Consider the following 18,581-nt stretch of genomic DNA (forward strand, 5'->3'; position numbering starts at 1 on the left):
AGTTTGGGGAACGGGTTGTTGGCACTTCGGACACTGGCTGCCGTTAATCCGGCTGTGTCGGAAGCAGTCAAACCTGAGGCAGAAAGGCGTAATATTTGCCGGAATTTCTGCCCGGAAAGTTTACCGGACTTTGGGTACTTGTTTTTAATATAGATATCAGAAGATTACCATAAAGTTTTATGAGTTTGCTTCCTAAGCCCTTTTCCTTTTATTTTCAATGTTTTTTTAAATTATTTAACAATGCACTGATTTTCAAAAAAAAATCGACAATTTTTTTATTATTTTCAATAAATCCTACAATCGCTTCAGGATAGTCCAAAATATTTTTGTCTTCATATAAGGTTTCGTAGTTTTCCTGCAAATTGAGAAGAATTTTTTTAGTTGCTATTACTGTATAACTTAACTAATACTCTCCTTTTTAAATAGTGTTAATACCGAAATAAGATGGGAAAGAACTGTTTGGTGTTTTCCGTTCTAAATTCGGCATCTGCGACCATTTTAAATCCAGCTTCATCAAACGTACCATCAAGCGTGCAATGCCATTTACCCACCAAGTTGCTTTGCCTGACACTAAGCCATGCGGCATCAATAAAAGGTATCAGTTTTTCCATCACTTTCTTTTATCAATTAGCGCGCTTTTGTCAGTATCACAACCGTTTGAAAACCTGTACACTTTTCAGACGGCTTCTACCGCTTTACACACTACCATTTTAAATATCCACTTCCGCCGTATCGCCTTCAGCTTCCATCCACGCGCGGCGGCTGGCAGCCTCACCTTTGCCCATCAGCTTCACGAAAATACCGTAGGTTTCTCCACCGCTGCCCTCGGGAATCCGCACTTGCAAGAGTCGGCGTGTGTCGGGATGCATGGTGGTGTCTTTGAGCTGGTCGGGATTCATTTCGCCCAAACCTTTGAAACGGCTGATGGAATAAGCGGTTTCTTTCATACCTTCTTTTTCCAGCCGCTCTAAAATGCCGTTGAGTTCGGCTTGGTCGAGTGCGTAGAATTTGCGTGCCGGTTTGGATTTGCCTTGTGCGTTCACGTCCACGCGGAATAATGGCGGCTGGGCAACGTAAATACGGCCGTCTGAAACCAGTTTCGGGAAATGGCGGTAAAACAAGGTCAGCAATAATACCTGAATATGCGAACCGTCTACGTCAGCATCAGACAAAATGGCGATTTTGCCATAACGCAGGCTGCTCAAATCGGGATTGTCGTTGATACCATGCGGATCGACACCGACAGCCACGGAAATATCGTGGATTTCAGCATTGCCGAACAATTGGTCGGGATGGACTTCGAAACTGTTTAATACTTTGCCGCGCAGAGGCAGAATCGCCTGCGTGGCTTTATCGCGTGCCAGCTTGGCTGAACCGCCTGCCGAGTCGCCTTCGACCAGAAACAATTCGTTTTCTCGCGTGTCTTCGCTTTCGCAATCAGTCAGCTTACCCGGCAATACCGCCACACCGCTGCCTTTTTTCTTTTCGATTTTTTTCACTGAGCGCATTCGCGCCTGTGCCTGTTTAATCGCCAATTCGGCAATTTTTTTACCGGCTTCGACATTTTGGTTCAGCCACAATTCCAAAGGGTCGCCCAATACGGAAGCCACCAGCTTCAACGCATCGCGATTGGTGAGTTTGTCTTTGGTTTGGCCTTGGAATTGCGGGTCGAGTACGCGCACACTCAAAACAAACGCTACCTTGTTGAACACGTCATCACTTTGCACTTTCACGCCGCGCGGCAATAAATTATGCAGCGTGATGAAGTTGTTGACGGCATTGTACACGGCTTGTTTCAAACCGGCTTCGTGTGTGCCGCCCAATGGTGTCGGAATCAGGTTGACATAGCTTTCATTCGCACACGTGCCTTCTTCCAGCCACGTAAGTGCAAAAGCCGCCCCTTCACCGACGGCAAAATCGCTGCCGTGGCCGTCTGAAACGTAATTTTCACTGGAAAACAGCGGCACGGCTTCTTGGGCTTCGCCGATTAAATCCATCAGATAGCTTTTCAAGCCGTTGGGATAATGCCATGTCTGGGTTTGCAGCCCGGTTCCGCCTTTAACCGGACGTGTCAGCGACACGGTCACGCCTGGCAGCAATACGGCTTTGGCGCGCAACAAACGTTCCAATTCCGGAATGCTGTATTGCGGTGATTCAAAGTATTTGCCGTCCGGCCATACGCGCACTTCCGTGCCCGAATCTTTGGCCGCACATTTGCCGATTTCACTCAAAGGTTCGATCACTTCGCCACCTGCAAAGACGATGCGATGGATTTTGCCTTCTCGCCTGATGGTCACTTCCAGGCGTTCCGACAGCGCGTTGGTGACCGACACACCGACACCGTGCAGACCGCCTGAAAAGGCATAGGCACCTCCGTCTTTTTTGTTGAACTTGCCGCCTGCATGCAATTGGGTAAACACCAGCTCCACCACCGGCAAACCTTCCACCGGATGGATGCCGGTCGGAATACCACGGCCGTTGTCACGCACGGATAAAGACCCGTCGTCATGTATCGTAACGCCGATTTCGCCGGCGAAGCCACCCAAAGCTTCATCGGCGGCGTTGTCGATGACTTCTTGGCAGATATGGGTCGGACTGTCGGTGCGGGTGTACATGCCCGGGCGTTCTTTCACCGGCTCCAAGCCTTTTAAGACGGTAATACTGGATTCACTGTATTGTGTTTTGCTCATGTTTTGCTGCGCTGTCTATAATCGTTGGGGCGGTATTCTAACATAACGGCCGTGATTTCAGACGGCCTGTAGAGATTGTTAATCAATAAAAATACAGAGCAAAGGCCGTCTGAAAATATTGTTCATCACACAATGAAAAACGCTTTCAGACGGCCTGAAAGCGTTGGTATTACTTCTTTTTTTGCTGCTGAATACGTTGGGCGAATTCGCCGTAGGTTTCCACACTGCGCACAAAGCGCGACAATTCGGTTAACGCACCCAGATAAACAGAGCGTTTGAAATCAATCACCTCATCTACCGGTGCCCAATAGTCGTGCCAACGCCAGCCGTCAAACTCGGGGTGGTGCGTGGCGCGCAGGTCCACATCGCTTTCGCGGCCGACCAAACGCAGCAGATACCAAATTTGCTTCTGGCCGCGGTATGACCCTCTCCATTCGCGACGCACCCAGTGTGCCGGTACATCATAGCGCAACCAGTCGCGCGTGCGGCCTAAGATTTTCACGTGTTGCGGCAACAGGCCCACTTCTTCCAACAATTCGCGGTACATTGCCGTTTCCGGACTTTCTCCCGGCTTGATGCCGCCTTGCGGAAACTGCCACGAATGCTCGCGCACACGCTTGCCCCAAAATACTTGATTCTTATCGTTTGTAAGGATAATACCGACATTGGGGCGATAGCCTTCTCTGTCTAACACGGTCTCGCCCTTTAAAAATTCAATTTTGTAATTTTCCCACAAATCAGGCGGTTTTGACAAATCGACACAACATTTCGCAGGCCGTCTGAAAAATTTTATCGTTTCGTAAGAAACTCATAGCGCGAAACCTCTCCAAAAGTGTCATTTTACCGCTTTTAAGCTATTGCATTTGAAAGGTTTTTAACGTTTAATGCAGGCTTGCGGAAGCAAGGGCGGCACAAGGTATCCAGCACCTGCCACCCTGCCACAGTTTCCCTTTTGTAAGTGTTTAAAGGTTCGACCCTTTGCCCACCGCTGCAATTTATTCCATTTCCCGACAAAAGGACTGTACATCATGAAAAAAACCTTCCTCACCGCCTGCATCGCCCTTGCACTGGCGGCCTGCGGCGGCTCAGAAAAACCTGCCGGACCGACCGCACCCCAAGCCAGCGAACCACAACAAGCCGCACCGCAATCCAGCAATCTGAATATCTACAACTGGTCCGACTACGTCGATCCGGAAACGCTGGCCGCCTTTGAAAAAAACAACAACATCAAAGTCCGCTACGACTATTATGACAGCAATGAAGCCTTAGAAGCCAAAGTCTTGACCGGAAAATCCGGTTACGATTTGGTTGCACCGTCGATTGCCAACGTCGGCCGCCAAATCAAAGCCGGTGCGTATCAGGAAATCGATAAAAGCCAGATTTCCAACTACAACAACATCGACCCCTACCTACTCTCTCTGATGGCCAGCGTCGACCCGGGCAACAAATACGCCGTGCCTTATTTCTGGGGCATCAACACGCTGGCGGTCAATAAAGATTTAGTCGCCAAAGCCTTAGGCGGCGACTCTTTGCCTGAAAACGAATGGGATTTAGTATTCAATCCCGAATACACCGCCAAGCTGAAATCTTGCGGTATCAGCTACTTGGACAGCGCTATCGAACAAATGCCGCTGGCTTTGAACTACATCGGCAAAGATCCGAACAGTGAAAACGCCGACGACATCAAAGCCGCGGTTGAGATGATGAAAAAAGTGCGCGGTGACGTGAAACGGTTCAGCTCGTCAGGCTACATCGACGATATGGCCAACGGCAACTTATGCGTAGCAGTCGGCTACGGCGGCGACCTGAACATTGCCAAAAACCGCGCCATCGAAGCCAAAAACGGTGTAAATCTGCAAGTATTGACCCCAAAAACCGGGGTGGGCATTTGGATTGATTCGTTTATGATTCCGCGTGATGCGCAAAACGTGGCCAATGCACACAAATACATCAACTACACGCTCGATCCTCAAGTGGCGGCAAAAAACGGCTCATTCGTAACCTACGCGCCAGCCAGCCAACCGGCACGCAAATTGATGGATGACAAACTTTCGGAAGACACGTCTATTTTCCCGACCCAAGAAGTGATGGACAAGAGCTTCGTGATTTCACCGAAATCGCCTGAAACCAGCAAATTAACCGTCCGCTTGTGGCAGGGTTTGAAAGCCGGCCAATAAAGTGGCGTTTGATTAAAAAAAGCCGTCTGAAACGATTTACGTTCCAGACGGCTTTTCGCGATAGCGGAATCAATAAAGACCGGGACAAGGCTGCTTGCCGCAGACCGTACAAACAGTAGGAAACCGGTTCTGTACGGCTTCAGCAGCTTACAAAATCTAAAAAAAGCCAATGCCATACCCGTTTTTTAGTGCTTCATTATACAGGTAACAGTAAAACCAATCTTCTATTCCGCTTTCAGACGACCTTACATCGCACCGTAATTCGGACCGCTCGCGCCTTCCGGACAAATCCAAACGATGTTTTGCGTCGGGTCTTTGATGTCGCAGGTTTTACAGTGCACGCAATTGGCGGCATTGATTTGCAATTGCGGCGCGCCGTTTTCTTCTACGATTTCATACACCGCTGCCGGACAATAGCGCGTTTCCGGTGAGGCATATTCTTTGTAGTTGATGTCCATCATCACTTGCGGATTTTTCAAAACCAGATGACTCGGCTGGTTTTCTTCATGCGCGATATTGGCGAGAAACACGCTGCTCAAACGGTCGAATGTCAACACGCCGTCAGGCTTCGGGTATTCAATCGGTTTACACGCAGCGGCTTTTTTCAACTGTTCGTTGTCTTTACCGTGATGCTTAAAGGTAAACGGCAGACGGCCTTTGAAAAACAGTTGCTCCATGCCGGTGTACATCACGCCGAACAGCAAGCCCCATTGGAATGACGGCCGCACGTTCCGGGCGGCATAAAGTTCGGTATACGCCCAGCTTTGGTCAAACAAGGTGCGGTATTGTACCGCTTCTTTGCCTTGCTCCACGCTTTCGATTTCTTCTAAATTGTCCAATATCGGAAACACGGCTTCGGCCGCCAGCAAGCCCGATTTCATGGCGGTGTGAATGCCTTTAATGCGCGGCATGTTCAAAAAACCGGCCGCATCGCCGACCAATACACCGCCCTTGAACGACAGTTTCGGAATGCTTTGGAACCCGCCTTCCACCAGCGCGCGCGCGCCGTATTCAATACGGCGGCCGCCGGCAAACGTGTCGCGGATGGCCGGATGGGTTTTAAAGCGTTGAAATTCATCAAACGGCGACAAATAAGGGTTTTGATAATCTAAGCCGACCACAAAACCGACGGCGACTTTGTGGTCATCCAGATGATAGAGAAACGAGCCTCCGTAGGTTTTGGTGTCGAGCGGCCAGCCGCTACTGTGTAATACCAAACCTTGTCGATGCTTTTCCGGCGCAATTTCCCAAATTTCCTTAATGCCGAGGCCGTAGGTTTGGGCATCGCTGTTTTGGTCAAGGCTGAAACGCTTGATGATTTGCTTGCTCAACGAACCCCGGCAGCCTTCAGCAAACAAGGTTTGCTGCGCCCAAAGCTCCATGCCCGGCTGGAAGTTATCGGTCGGGCTGCCGTCTTTGCCCATGCCCATATTGCCGGTGGCAATGCCTTTGACCGAACCGTCGGCATGATAGAGAATTTCCGAAGCCGCAAAACCCGGATAAATTTCCACACCGAGCGTTTCGGCTTGTTCGCCCAGCCAGCGTACCAACTCGCCCAAGCTGATGATGTAGTTGCCGTGATTATCGAAATTGGGCGTCACCGGCAGCGGAATGGCGTGTTTTTCGGTGAGAAACAAAACCTTGTCTTCAGTCACTTCCACACGCAAAGGTGCGCTGCGCTCTTTCCAATCAGGCAGCAATTCTGACAAGGCAATCGGGTCAATCACCGCACCAGATAAAGTATGCGCTCCGACCTCCGAAGCTTTTTCCACCACACACACGCTGATTTCACGCCCGGCGGCTTGGGCAAGCTGCTTGAGTTTGATGGCAGCCGACAACCCTGCCGGACCTGCGCCCACAATCACGACATCGTATTGCATATTGTCGCGTTCGATGGTTTCTATCATGGTTGGTTCCTGAATTTGGATTTGGTATCAATATTAATCTGTAGAAAATTCCAGCGTTATTTACACTTTTTTGTTTTGTCTGAAGACCTGTTTTGGGATTGTTGCGTGCTGTCAAGAATGCCGAAAGCCAAAGCCGAATACTTCGAACATCCCAAAACAATTACTTCGGCAAAACAAAAGCCGTTTTGCATAAAAGTATTAAGCAACCCGCCTTTTTCCAACATACTATATAAATTTTTCAATTATTATACAGCCTTACCAGATCGTTACCAAACGCTACAAGGCCGTCTGAAAACACTTGAAGTTTTTCAGACGGCCTTGCGTATTGATGACAAAAACGGCTTATTTTTTCATGGCATCAGTCATGATTTTGACGTTGTATCTGTACATGCCGACATAAGTATCCGCAGGCGCATTACCCAAGGCATCGGAATACAATTGACCGCTGACTTTAACGCCGGTTTCTTTGGCGATGCGGTCAATCATACGCGTGTCTTTGATGTTTTCGGTAAATACCGCTTTAATGCCTTCGCGTTTGATTTGGCGGATAATCGACGCCACCGCTTTGGCCGATGGTTTTGCCGCGCTGCTTATGCCTTGAGGGGAAATGAAATCAATTTTGTAACGTTTCGCCATGTAGGCAAATGCATCATGTCCGGTCAAAACTTTGCGCTTGGCCTCCGGCACGCTGTTAAACGCGGCTTGTGTATCACTATGTAATTTCTTGAGCTGGTTTTGGTAAGCGGTCAGGCGTTGTTCGTAATATGCTTTACCGGCCGGGTCGGCTTTTACTAACGCATCGGATACATTTTTGGCGTAAGTCACCATCAACACCGGATCGGTCCAAACATGCGGGTCGAATTCGCCGTGGTCGTGATGGTGATGGCCTTCACCTGCACCGTGATGATGGTGGTGATGGCCACTTCCCGGCGCTTTCAAGGCTTGAATGCCTTTGGTGGCTTCGGCGTAAGGGACTTTACTCTGCTGCACGGCACGGCGTACATCAGCACCTTCCAAGCCTAAACCGTTCAACAACACCAATTTAGCTGAACGAATTTTTTTCATGTCACCGCTAGTCATGTGGTACGCATGCGAATCTTGGTTACGACCCACCAAGTTAGTCACTGCCACGCGCTCGCCGCCGACCTGCCCGGCTACGTCGCCCAAGATGCTGAAGCTGGCCACTACCTGCAAAGGCACCGCATAAGCCGCACCGGACAGCAACGCTGTAATAACGCCCGATTTCCATTGTTTCATATTTCCTCCCTTTTGATATAACGTAACATTTTAATCATTCTAAAACAGCCTGCCCTGTTATTCAAGCAGGTCGTCTGAAAAATATCCGGCAAATTTTCATATACGGATTATGCGTTTATCACAAAGGTTGTTTGAAAATCAACCGGCTTTGTGTCTGCGGTGTTTCAGCCATTTGGTGACCACACCCCCTTCCCAGCCGAACACCACCGAAAACACATACAATAAGCCGCAACACAAAATAATCGCCGGCCCTGACGGAATTTCAATGTGATAGGAAAACAGCAAGCCGGCAAACCCGCACAACAGCGCAATCAAAGCCGCCATCGAAATCATCATACCCATGCTTTCCGCCCACAGCCGCGCGGTAATCGCAGGCAGCATCATCAGGCCGACCGACATCAGCGTACCGAGCGCTTGAAAACCGGCGACCATGTTCATCACCACCAGCACTAAAAACAGTACATGCCAAAAGCCGCCTTTGCCGTTAACCGCCTTTAAAAACAACGGATCAATGCTCTCCAACACCAGCGGGCGGTAAATCACCGCCAAAGCCAGCGCGGTAACCGAAGCCGCTGCCGCAATCAACGTCAAGGCCGCCACGTCCACCGCCAATACCGAGCCGAACAGCAAATGCAGCAAATCAACGCTGTCACCGTTTTTACTCACCAATACTACACCAACTGCCAAGCTGGTGAGATAAAAAGCGGCGAAGTTGGCGTCTTCTTTCAAAGTGGTGAAGCGGCTCACCAAACCGGCCAGCAGAGCCATCAGCAAACCGGCTGCGAAACCGCCGATACTCATCGCAGGCAGACTCAATCCGGCAAACATATAGCCGATGGCCGCACCGGGCAACACCGCATGGCCCAACGCATCGCCGATCAAACTCATGCGGCGCATCACCAAAAACACGCCCACCGGCGCGGCACTCAAGGCCAAGCAAAAAATCGACGCCAGTGCATAACGCATGAAATCGAATTCGGCAAAAGGCGTGATGAATAATTCTTGAAAACTCATGATTGATTTCTATTGCAGGCCGTCTGAAAACTTATCTGAATATTTCAGACGGCCTTTATATTGGGAAACGATGTTGCAAACACATTATCGTGAAACACTACAAAACGGTGGCCGCGTTGGCTTTCCTTCGCTCAAAGGGAATGATTTACATAAGCCGCTGGCGCGGCAACAGAACCAGTTTCGTACTGTTTGTACGGTCTGCGGCCAGCTTGCTATTTATTGATTCCTCTGTCACGAAAGGCCGTCTGAAACATTACGCCGTGCACCAGCCGGCAGATTCTTGCTGCTGCATGGCGGTATTGGCTTGCAGCAGGTATTCGTCGGCCAATACGTTTTCCGTTTTGCCGGCGGTAATTTTTTCGCGCGCAACCAACAAGGTTTCGGGAAAATAAGCGCGTACCTGCTCATAATCGTGCAACACGGCAATCACCGCCTGGCCGCTTTGATGGCAGCGGCGCAACACGTCCAGCAAGGCATACGTCGTACGTGCGTCAATGTGGTTGAACGGCTCATCAAGCAGCAGAAATTTCGCATTCTGCGCCAACATTCGCGCAAACAGTACGCGCTGAAACTGGCCATTAGACAAATGCGCAATGCTGCGTTCGGCAAATTCGTGCATTTCCACGCGCTCGAGTGCTTCATATACCCGCTTGCGTTGCGCCGCGTTCACGCGGCCGAAAAAGCCGATTTCATACCACAAACCCATTGCCGCCAATTCAAACACCGTCATCGGCTGCGTGCGGTCGACTTCGGCCTGCTGCGGCAAGTAGGCGATGTCTTTGCGCTGCAAACCCACCCAATGCACCGCACCCGTTGCCGCTTTTTCCAAACCCATGACCGCTTTCAGCAGCGTCGATTTGCCCGCGCCGTTGGGGCCGAAAACCGCCCACATGCCGTGATCGGGAAATTCCACCGATACATGGTGCACCGCCGGACGGCCTTGGTAACTGACGGTTAAATTATCGACGACAATGCTAATGCTCATGTGCCGACTGCCCAAAAATAAATGCCCCAAAGTGCGCCGAGTGCGAACAGTGCAATCAGCAGGCGTTGGAACAATCCGGTCAATAAAATCGAATTCATCGCAAACCCAATGTTTCAGACGGCCTGTAGCAGGCCGTCTGAATAAATAGAAAGTTGTTAATGATACTATATAACATTATACTTGTAAATCCAAATTATACCGCCACAAATAATTACAGCATTTGGGTCAGAATACGTCCTTCAACGACCGACACCAGAAAGTGCGAACCATGTCCGCCTCTTTACTCAATGAAAAATTAAATACCGAAACCGCCCGCATCGCTTAGGCAGAATTGCAGCCTCATTTCGCACGCGGTGTGGTGGTTTATGCAGCCTTCGCTTTGGATTTGTGGGATGATTTTACTATACCGCCGCCTGTTCGCCATTCGCAACAACATGCCGTCTGAAACGGCATATTCCGCTTGACGGATTCACTGCTTTTTGCATGAAAATCCCTTTGCCCATTTTTTAAACAATCCAATTTTTTCTTTAACTTTCAATCTGAAAGCCTGATTATCCACAGCAGGATTCACACAAAGCAGGGATAACTATATTTTGTTAAGTTTATATAAAGGCCGTCTGAACATCCTTTTCAGACAGCCTTGGCAAACTCCGAACAAACCGGTAAAACCATCCGCCCTTGCCAGGTACTGACCCGATAATGACGGTCAGAGGTTGAGGTGTATCCCCATTTCGTCTGCGTCGCACATTTTCGGGCAAAAAAGCGCGCATACCAGACGAAAAGCGCAGCAAGGTCGGGCGCCTTGTGCGCATTTCCAACACAGTAGCGTATTTTTATACCGAAAAGATGCCGCATGCCGCATGATGAAATGAGGACACGCCAATTGAATCCGTAAAGACATCAGACCAGCCAACTCAATCAAACGGCTTTTTCTGCCAATAAAACTTCCCCTGTTTCAGACGGCCTTGAAATATCTCTGCACTATTGCCCAATTCAAACACCAGCGCCCCCGATAAATCCGTGCGCAACAATGTCGCCCCATGCGCCGCCACTTTGTTTTGCACCGCCTTGGTCGGATGGCCATAATTATTCGCATAGCCGCTTGAAGCCACGGCATATTTGGGTGAGACCGCATTCAAAAACGCGCCGGCGCTGGCCGTATTGCTGCCGTGATGTCCCAAAACCAATACTTGACTGTAAAGCGCATCACCGTATTTTTGCACCAAATCCAGTTCGCCGTTCTGCCCCATATCACCGGTAACCAACAGCGCCTGCCCGCCGGCTACCACGCGTAATACACAGCTTTCGTCATTGTCATCTTTGCCCGAATATTGTTCAGACGGCCTTAAAAACTCAAATGCCACACTGTCCCACACCCATTGTGATTCGCGGCAAAACTCGGCTTGCGGATAAAATTCCGGCTGACCGGCCAGCAGCCTTTCCGGTGCTTGAGTGCGTTTGATTGCCGGATAACCGCCATCGTGATCGATATCATGATGCGACAGCACCAGCTTATCTAACTGCCGGATACCCAACGCATTCAAACTCGGTACAATACCCGCCCCGGCCGCCTGCAATGTACCCGTATCGAACAGCAAACGGTGTTCACGCGTCTGCATCAACACCGACAAACCCTGCCCCGCGTCCCATACCCACACTTTCAGACGGCCTTCCGGCAAAGGCTGCACACGGTAAAACACAAATCCCGCCAGCACCAGCCAGGCCCACTGCTTCAAGCCCGTACCGCGCGGCAGCAAAAGAACCAAAGCCGCCAATACCGCCAACACCATCAATGGCCACGGCGCGGCTGCCACCGCAAATTCAGGCGAATAAGCCGCCAGCCACACCACAAAACGCAGCGTATATTCACCCAAAGCCGCCGCCAGCCATTGCAAAGGCGCAAACGGTAAAGCCGAACCCAGCAAAGCCAGCGGCGTCAACACCCAAGAAAACCACGGAATCGCCAACAAATTCACTGGCGGGCCCAACAGCGGCAGCGATGCAAACATATAGCCCAGCAGCAGCACCGACAACAGCGTTGCCGCCCATTGCCCGCGTAAAGCCAGCCACCATCCTCGCTCATTCAGACGGCCTGCCGACGACCAAATCAGCGCCGCCACCAAGCCGAACGACAACCACAAACCCACGCCTAACGCCGCCAAAGGATCAAGCAGCAACACCAGCGCCAACGCCTGCCACCACCCCGCCCACGGCGACAAACCACTGCCACGCCACCACGCATAAACAAACGCCGCCAACATCAACACACTGCGCTGCGTCGGCACGCCAAAGCCCGCCAAACCCGCATACAGCAATGCCCCCAGCACACCGCCCGACAATACCCACAACTTCGGCCGCTTCGGCACAAAAGGCAACACGCGCAGCAACAGTTTCACCAAAAACCCGAACCACACCGCCACCATCGTCACATGCAGACCTGAAATACTCACCAGATGCGTCAAACCCAAAAGCCGGAACGCCTGCTACAATTCCGCCCGCAAAGCCGATTGTCCGCCAATCCCCAGCGCCCGCATCAAGCCGATGCCGTCTGAAAACCCATGTCCGTAGAGCTCCGCCTGCTGCCAATGATTGCTGATGCGTTCACGCCAAACTGTCACATCCAACCCACCCGATTTCCCCAGTAACACCCTGCCTTTACCCAGCGAACCCATACCGCCCACACCATTGGCCAACGCCCACGCCTCGCGGTTTAGCCCACGCAAATTCACTTCACCCACCATTGGCCGCACCCGCGCTGACACCTGCCAGCGACTGCCTACCGGCCAATCGCGCAACTGATAATCTGACAACAGCAACCGAAACGAACGTCCTTCCTTATCCCAAGCCTTTGCCGCAAACTGCACCCGCCGTTCATCACGGCGTGGCAAATCGTCTACCACCACCATCAAGGCCACCTGCCCCACCTTATCCAAAGGCCATTGCCCTGACAACGCCGATTGGGTGCGCCACACCCCGTAAGCCATGCCAAACAGCACACATAACAACACCGCCACCGTTTTCCAGCGCCAAGCTGCCAACAAAGTTACTCCAAACACCGTAAGCCAAACCCATAATGACGGTACAACAGGCAGCGCAAACGACACCAATACCCCGAACACCCAACATGGCAACATATAACGCAACATAATTATTTCCCTTGTAACCATTTTTATTATGATAAATTAGAAATAATGAATATGCATAGAAAAATACCGTCTGAAAGTGTTTCAGACAGTATTTTTGTTAATTAGAATTGTTGTAACTCCCTTTCTCATTTCGCAGTGCTACAATAAACCAAGCGGAGAGCCTTATTTAATAAGGCTCTCCGCTTGGTTTTTCTAATTTAAAACGCTCCTAAAACAGCAATAATTGGTCTGCATTGACCTTTTTTTCCTGTACCTTTAACTCGCCTAAAAGCAATTTCATACCGGTAAATTGCTTTTCTGTTACTTCCAAGCACCGTACAGAACCCTCTTCTGGCAAGTTGGCACACAGTCTACTGTGGTGTTTTTGCAACGAATCTCTGCCTTTTACAATTCGACTGTAAACAGATAATTGCAGCATTTGATAACCATCTTTGAGCAAAAAATGTCGGAATTGGTTTGCTACTTTTCGCTTGGCTGCCGTTGTAACCGGCAAATCGAAAAAAACGATAATTCTCATATATTTTGCCTCACTCATATTGATATGCCTTCAATGTTTGTAATTCGGGTAACTTCAAAAAATGAGCATTTTTTTGGATCAAGGCCATCTGAAACGAAGCAATCATTTTATCGATGGCTGCTAACGTGCTAAAGTTTTGCTGTTCAACCATGATTTGATGATGCAACAAACTGATAAGCTGCTGCTTGACCTGTGTATCTAACTGTTCTTTCAGACGGCCTTTTTCTTTTAAATTAATCACCATCAAATCAGCCAACAGCCGGAGCGGTTCGATAAAGTCATCAGCCAGATTAAATGGATTTAGCTCGCTTTTGTGAAATAACCCTAATGCAGGCAACCAGCCATATAACACTAAGCTGCGTGCGACTGCTGCGCGCAATACGGCATAGGCATAATTCAAATGGGCATTGATTTGATTGTCTTCGGTACGGGTAAATCGTTCTCCGAAGAGAACCTGAAAATACAATGCTGCCGCTTGTGCTTCCCGGTTACCGTTGTCTCCTGATTTAACTTCAGCTGCCAATATACTCAAGCGTTTAGCAGCGATATCGTTACCAGTTTCATCTGCACAAAAAGCCTGATTGAGAATTTTTTGTTTCACAATTTTTTGCCAAAGCTGTTTTTTAATCGGTTCACCCGCATGAATTTGCAGCTTCAGAGTTTTAAGTTGGCGGTGATATTGCGAAAACGGCAACCATTGCCCGCAAGGCAGGAATTGCTCATCACAAGTCAGTAAGGTTACGCCGTTTTCAGCCAATGCTGATAATAATGGTGCGGTAATCAACGTTTCACGATTTTCAACCACGATTACCGCAATATCTTCCAAAGGTACGGTATAGCTTTCACCTTCTTGCCGGATATTGAGTTGTTTACGCTGCAACGATAACTTGCTGCTGTTTTGAATCAGTAAGCTCCTCCAAGTCATCATAACCCCTTAACGCAATCATAAAGACGAAAAAAACCTGTTTCAGACGGCCTGAAACAGGGAATAGATAATTAACGGACCGGTGGCCGTTTTTTAGGGCGGCATGGGGTAATAGTTTTACCCAGCTCATCTATTTGCAATTTTTGGAAAGAAAGAGCCGTTTTGACACCAACCCCTTCTAAAAATCCATTTTTTCCAATAGTGGCCTCTGTATCATGAACTCGAATATTTATATTCCCCGTCCCCCGATGACAGCTTACGAAATAACCGAGCATATTGGATTTTTTGGTAGTAATTTCAACTAAATCACTTGAATAAAGCGAAAATTTAAACAGACTTTTATCATCCATTTTTTCCCAATTCTTTTCATCTTTTCCTTGAATAATCGCCCTATTCGGCAAAATTCCCTTAGCAACCTGCCAGCTATAAATCGGTACTAAGAAGTATTTACCGCCTTTCTCAAACACATCCACCCTGACCATTGTTGCATTATCGGCCACACCGTTTTCTTCTCGTACCAACACCCCCGATTTTTGCACTTGTTCAATACGCACGGCTTTAACTGGCTGAGTAGGATTGCCATTTTTATCCAATTTGTAAAATGGTTCTGCAAAGGCTTTTGCAGGGTCATTTCCGTAGCTTTCCAAACGTGCTTTCAAAGCGTCATATAGTTTAGGCTCACGATTGCGGTTGACCATTTTTTCTAAATCTGAAAGTTTTAACTGCGTTAACGGTACACGCAGTACACTGATGCCTTCATTCAAGCGTTTGGGTGATTTAATGGTTTCCAAATGCCCCTGCCCGCTCATCTTGCGATTCGGTGCGCGGGAAACAAACAGCGGCATCACATATTCATGTACTGCTTCAGGCCGTGATGACAGCTTATCTGCCAGCAACGCTTTTAGGGAATCTGCCGTATCTGCTACCTCACATTGCGGATCACCTTCCGGACGGCCAAAAACACGAATCATCACTTCCTGGCGGAAGAAATCCCAAGGCTGTGGAAAGCTTAATCGCGTAACTTCACCGGTTAATTTATCAATCATTTCACCATTAAACGTATTCATCTCACGATAACGCACATAATTGGTAATTTTCTGCTGCATAGCTGCGGTTGAGCAAGCCACCACAATAGCATCCAAAGCATGATGGCGGTCATTATCGGAACGTACTTTACCCAAGCCCCAGAAGCCGCGTAAAAGATTGGTAATCTGACCATTGGACGCAAACACACGTTTTTTACCCTTACCTTTCAACATCATATTGTCGGCCACGAATTGGCAAAGGAACCGGTTCACATAGCGGGTATCGTTAAGGTTACGTTCTCTGAAGTCTCCTTCATTGATTTTTTGCAGCAAAACTCTTTGTTTTTTGCTGTATGGGAAACGGCTGGTTTGTACGCGCGCGACAAATTCCCGCCATTCACGGCTGTTTTCCTACCGTTAAAATACTCGTAAGGCGTTTGATTACGTTTGTTTTGGTTTTCACTGCCCAGAACCAACACTTTATTATTGAAGCTGTCATCCCATGTCCGTGAAAACGGCAGCGCATGATCGATTTCGACATATCCTTTTTCATTCAGACGGCCTAAATCAATTTTTTCCCCTGAATACAAACATTGCCCGTGTTGCTGCTCATACAAGCGCATTTTCAAAATATCTTTGGATTTTGGCTCGCCTGCAAAATTTGGGAAATATTCTTTAAACTTCGCTACCGCCTTTTCTCTATCCCGGCGGTTTTCTTCTTGGCGTTTTTCAATATCCTTGCGGTCTTTGTAAGATTTACCGACTTCGCGCGCCGTCTCGATATGAATCCGCATAGGCGAACCATATCGGCGCACCACGGCATTGATGATTTTGCGCGCTTGCGACAAGGCGCGCAATACTACCAGATTGCGGATTTGGTCGGCAGGAATCGGCGGCAGATAGATTTCTTCGCGCTTTTCTTTCCGGCCATAATGATCGCCGTAAACCGAGTGACACGCCTCATCATAACGCTGCCCCTGCTCCATCAATGGCAAAATCTTACGCAACGCTTTAAGTGAAATTTGAATAAATTTCTCAAAATTCAAATGAAGGAGCAACGCATTTAATTCCGCTTCCGGCAACAATGCTTTTAGACGGCCTCGGATATCTTCATCGGTTTTATACAGTGAAAACACTGTTCCGATTTCATCTTGCAATTCAGGGCTGTATGCCAAAGGTGATTTCTTATCTTTCAGACCTTCTTTTTCTAAAGCACGACTGATGGTATGATAGGCTTTCATTTCCATCAATATGCCATTTTCCGCATTATCTTTACCATACCGCAAACCCTTGAAATAAGCTGCATCATTCAATTCCAACCCATTACGCACTTGTGCATAAGTCAACTTGGATTTTTGATAAGGTAAATCAATCAGCTGGCTGCGTTCGCTATCGGTTAATGCGCGTTCCGTACCTTCTTCCAAAATCCGCAGATTATTCAGCTTATTCAGCCAGACAAAACGCTCGGCGGTGTAGGTATTTTTCGCAGCCTTATATTCAGAGGTTTCAAAAGTACAATGCCCCAACATTTCCTGCACCGCATTACCGGAAAGTGCAGGACGTTGGACCATCAGCAAATCTTCAACTGCTTTTTTGAGGCCGTCTGAAACATAAGAATTACCGTATTCTTTTTGTTTTTTAAACAATAAATCCAATTCGTCCAACAAATCTTTACGGTTGAACGTATGTGAATAGTCCCCGCACTGATTGCGGATATGACCGGTTTCCTGCTCGAATTTCCTCACAGCCAACTCAGCGGGCGTACGGAATTTATCATCTTTCAATGCTTCATGATTGGCCTTGACGCCTGAAAGCAATGCCCCCAGCTCTTTATCGGCACTTTGTTCTTCATTTTTACGCTGCGATAAATAACCCCGGTGTTTAATCATGTGCAGCAATACCGCAGCCCATTCTTTAGGCACTAATTTTCGATCCAACGCGGCAACACGCAATTGCCACGGTGTATTCGGCAAACCATTGACCAAACCTTTTTCATCAAAATCAACTGCCTGCAAAATACCTTCCCGCTTTAATAAACGGCGGGCACGTAATAAACGATGGGCACGGCGGCGGATAATGCGCCGCTGGCTACGCGCTTCACGGCGTACTTTATTTAAAGACTCCCCTTCTTTAGCCGTTTCGGCCTTTTCGAATACCCGCACACCGACATCTATTAAACACTTCGGTATTTCCTGCTCATCAATCTCAATCACAGCCCAACCGACTGAAGCAATGCCGATATCCAAGCCCAAAATATAATTCATCGGTTTTAATTTTGTGGTAATCATCGTTAACCCTTTGTATGGAAATGTTAAACATAAATATATCTCATTCAGGTATTTTTATGCAATTAAATTATTGACAAAGTTATTCTACCGCCGTAGAATTGGTTCCATTTTCGCACTGCGAAATGAGAAACGTTGCTACAATAAGGCCACCGAAAGGTGTGCCGCAACGCTCTGTCCCTTAAGGTTTCGGCCTTAAGGGACATCGTTTTTTTATACCTAAACTAACAAAAAAAACCAACAAAAAAGGCGGATTACTGGCCATTGGGAAATAAAACTGGGAAATTTTTGTTTCGCAAATGGTCAGGCCATCTTGACAATCAACGAATACGCGACAGATGTAGGTAACCGGGATTTATGTGCGATTGCGGTGTGATGGTATAGTAGCAAATTGGCATTTCAAATCCCTCTCAAATATCGGTTAAAAACATTTAACAAGAATTTACGCCATTTGCGTAGGAGGCAATATAAAAGGCCGTCTGAAAGATTCCCCTTTCAGACGGCCTTCTACTACTCAATTAAAACTAACCCAAAAATCAGGCCAATTCTTTGCGCAGCTTTTCGGTCACATTCATCATCACTTGCAGCTGCTCAATGGTTTCTTTCCAGCCGCGGGTTTTCAAGCCGCAGTCCGGATTCACCCACAGGCGTTC

Annotated in this window: 11 protein-coding genes and 2 pseudogenes; 1 reads left to right on the top strand and 12 read right to left on the bottom strand. The window is 48.4% G+C overall.

The genetic code is table 11. From position 1 onward, the window contains the following. Nucleotides 1-428: 428 nt before the first annotated feature. From C7N83_RS08275 to C7N83_RS08285, 3 genes are all read right to left on the bottom strand, one after another. Nucleotides 429-611: a hypothetical protein gene (locus tag C7N83_RS08275; protein ID WP_106741935.1), complete on the bottom strand. Its 183-nt coding sequence runs from the start codon at nucleotides 609-611 to the stop codon at nucleotides 429-431. Between the two features lie 99 nt (nucleotides 612-710). Further along, nucleotides 711-2,690 (bottom strand): DNA topoisomerase IV subunit B, encoded by a 1,980-nt coding sequence (locus C7N83_RS08280; RefSeq protein WP_106741937.1) that lies wholly within the window; start codon nucleotides 2,688-2,690, stop codon nucleotides 711-713. Nucleotides 2,691-2,859: 169 nt separating this feature from the next. After that, a complete protein-coding gene (locus C7N83_RS08285) occupies nucleotides 2,860-3,384 on the bottom strand; it encodes an RNA pyrophosphohydrolase (RefSeq protein WP_106741953.1) in 525 nt (174 codons plus the stop codon). Nucleotides 3,385-3,718: 334 nt separating this feature from the next. Here C7N83_RS08285 and C7N83_RS08290 point away from each other — a divergent pair, with 334 nt between their 5' ends. After that, entirely contained in the window at nucleotides 3,719-4,867 is a 1,149-nt protein-coding gene (locus tag C7N83_RS08290) for a polyamine ABC transporter substrate-binding protein (protein WP_106741939.1), read from the top strand. Nucleotides 4,868-5,112: 245 nt separating this feature from the next. Here the strand turns inward: C7N83_RS08290 and C7N83_RS08295 are convergent, their stop codons facing one another. The 9 genes and pseudogenes from C7N83_RS08295 to C7N83_RS16620 all read right to left on the bottom strand — a co-directional run. Further along, on the bottom strand, nucleotides 5,113-6,774 hold the full coding sequence (locus C7N83_RS08295) for an electron transfer flavoprotein-ubiquinone oxidoreductase (protein WP_106741940.1): 1,662 nt from the start codon (nucleotides 6,772-6,774) through the stop codon (nucleotides 5,113-5,115). A gap of 342 nt (nucleotides 6,775-7,116) precedes the next feature. Continuing rightward, complete coding sequence (locus tag C7N83_RS08300; protein ID WP_106741942.1) at nucleotides 7,117-8,031, bottom strand: metal ABC transporter solute-binding protein, Zn/Mn family; 915 nt, start codon at nucleotides 8,029-8,031, stop codon at nucleotides 7,117-7,119. A gap of 138 nt (nucleotides 8,032-8,169) precedes the next feature. After that, the gene (locus C7N83_RS08305; RefSeq protein WP_106741944.1) at nucleotides 8,170-9,045 is read right to left on the bottom strand and encodes a metal ABC transporter permease; all 876 of its coding nucleotides are present in this window, start codon (nucleotides 9,043-9,045) and stop codon (nucleotides 8,170-8,172) included. A 253-nt stretch (nucleotides 9,046-9,298) separates the two neighbouring features. Next, on the bottom strand, nucleotides 9,299-10,024 hold the full coding sequence (locus C7N83_RS08315; RefSeq protein WP_211296617.1) for a metal ABC transporter ATP-binding protein: 726 nt from the start codon (nucleotides 10,022-10,024) through the stop codon (nucleotides 9,299-9,301). Nucleotides 10,025-10,944: 920 nt separating this feature from the next. Then, nucleotides 10,945-13,176 (bottom strand): annotated as a pseudogene (locus C7N83_RS08320) (DNA internalization-related competence protein ComEC/Rec2). A 208-nt stretch (nucleotides 13,177-13,384) separates the two neighbouring features. Further along, entirely contained in the window at nucleotides 13,385-13,711 is a 327-nt protein-coding gene (gene cas2 / locus C7N83_RS08325; RefSeq protein ID WP_106741949.1) for a CRISPR-associated endonuclease Cas2, read from the bottom strand. Continuing rightward, nucleotides 13,704-14,618, bottom strand: coding sequence for a type II CRISPR-associated endonuclease Cas1 (cas1, locus tag C7N83_RS08330; protein WP_106741951.1), 915 nt, complete (start codon nucleotides 14,616-14,618; stop codon nucleotides 13,704-13,706). The genes cas2 and cas1 overlap by 8 nt, the downstream gene beginning before the upstream one ends. A gap of 71 nt (nucleotides 14,619-14,689) precedes the next feature. Beyond that, nucleotides 14,690-17,931, bottom strand: a pseudogene (gene cas9 / locus C7N83_RS16750) (type II CRISPR RNA-guided endonuclease Cas9). Nucleotides 17,932-18,464: 533 nt separating this feature from the next. Next, on the bottom strand, nucleotides 18,465-18,581 hold a 117-nt coding region (locus C7N83_RS16620), incomplete at its 5' end, for a hypothetical protein (RefSeq protein ID WP_146135120.1).

This window comes from Neisseria iguanae (assembly GCF_003013245.1).
GTDB classification, from domain to species: domain Bacteria; phylum Pseudomonadota; class Gammaproteobacteria; order Burkholderiales; family Neisseriaceae; genus Neisseria; species Neisseria iguanae.